The organism is Burkholderia sp. LS-044 (genome assembly GCF_004803625.1).
Lineage (GTDB): Bacteria > Pseudomonadota > Gammaproteobacteria > Burkholderiales > Burkholderiaceae > Burkholderia > Burkholderia cepacia.
The window spans coordinates 1-1,689 of record NZ_SSWO01000047.1 but is presented as its reverse complement, the minus strand read 5'-3'; the positions used below and the strand labels follow the sequence as shown (position 1 = coordinate 1,689).

Annotated in this window: 1 protein-coding gene; it reads left to right on the top strand. The window is 61.9% G+C overall.

Annotation, left to right across the window (positions count from 1 at the left end; translation table 11 throughout):
• Nucleotides 1–104: 104 nt before the first annotated feature.
• Nucleotides 105–1,595 carry an ISNCY family transposase gene (locus tag E9536_RS41085; RefSeq protein ID WP_136473339.1) on the top strand — a complete coding sequence of 497 codons (1,491 nt, stop codon included), beginning with the start codon at nucleotides 105–107 and terminating at the stop codon, nucleotides 1,593–1,595.
• Nucleotides 1,596–1,689: the final 94 nt, after the last annotated feature.

Below are 1,689 nucleotides of genomic sequence, written 5' to 3'. Positions count from 1 at the left end.
TTGTAGTAGCTAGATGGAAATGTCCGCTTTTGGCTACATGGAAATGTCCGCTTTCGTGCCGCGTAAGCTGTCCGGCCGCCGGGTGTCCGGCGCCGGAGGCTGCGATGGCTGCAACGGAGCGGATCACGATGACGATGCGCGAGCTGGACCGATTCAAGGTCATTCAGGACGTGGCGGATGGCAAGCTCAAGCCGTGGCGTGCAGCGGAACGGCTGGAACTGACGACCCGGCAGATTCGCCGGCTGGTCGCCCGACTTCGGGAACATGGCGCGGCGGGTTTGGTATCGGGACACCGAGCGAAGCCCGGCAACCGTCGGCTGGACCCAGGAGCCGCCGATCGTGCGCTGTCGATCATCCGAGATCGCTACGCCGATTTCGGGCCGACACTGGCCTGCGAGAAGCTCTGGGAGTGTCACGGCATTCGGCTGGCCAAGGAAACGGTCAGGAAGCTGATGACGGAGGCTGGCTTGTGGATTCCACGCCGGCAACGACCGCCGAAGGTCTATCAGCCGCGTGCGCGCCGGGCGTGCCTGGGCGAACTGATCCAGATCGACGGCAGCGATCATCGATGGTTCGAGAACCGGGCGCCGGCCTGCGCGCTGCTGGTGTATGTGGACGACGCGACGAGCCGGTTGATGATGCTGCACTTCACGCAGACGGAGTCGACGTTCAGCTACTTCGAGGCGACGCGCGCGTACATCGAACGGCACGGCAAACCTGGGGCGTTCTACAGCGACAAGGCCAGCGTGTTCCGCAACGTGAAGCCAGGCAAGACCGGTAACCGTGTGACACCGTTCGGCCGCGCGATGTACGAGCTGAACATCGACACGTTCTGCGCGAACAGCAGCTCGGCCAAGGGGCGCGTCGAGCGAGCGCACCTGACGTTGCAGGATCGACTGGTTAAGGAGTTGAGATTGCGCGGGATCAACACGGTGGTCGACGCCAACGCTTACGCGCCCTCCTTCATGGCCGCCTACAACGCGCGCTTCGCGAAGCCGCCGAAGAGCGAGTTCAATGCGCACCGGCCGCTGCGGGCCGACGAGAGTCTGGATCTGGTGCTGACGTGGCGCGAGCCGCGGAAAGTAACGAAGTCGCTGACGGTGCAGTACGACCGGGTGATGTACTTACTGGACGACACACTGGAGAACCGGAAGCTGATCGACCGGCAGATCGAGGTGTGGGAGTACCCGGATGGGCGGATCGAGATTCGTGCTGATGGTCGAGCGTTGCCCTACAAGGAATATGACCGCCTGGCTGAAATCGATCAAGGTGCCGTCGTCGAGCACAAGCGTTTGAGCCATGTGCTGCAGGTCGCGCAAGCGCTTCAGGCGCAACGCGATAACAGCCGAATCGGTAAAGCCCCGTCCCGAACACATCGAGGCGACGCGACCCGGACCAATCGAAACGAGGCTGAACCGGGCAAGAAGAAGCAACGCAAGATCACGCAGGCTGACGTCGAGCATGTGATCGTGGATCTGGCGCAACGTCGGCAAACCGCAAAGCCGCCAAACAAACCTGGCCGTCGGTCTGCAAAAACGGAGGAAACGAACGCAAGCGCCCTGCCCGTTCAGGCGCCGGCCTTCGACACTGCGTAACGGTTAAAGCGAGGAAAGAGACGCAGCAAAACCGACCTTAAAACCGGACATCTCTAAATAGCTGGAAGGTGGACATCTGAATCCGGGTATGACA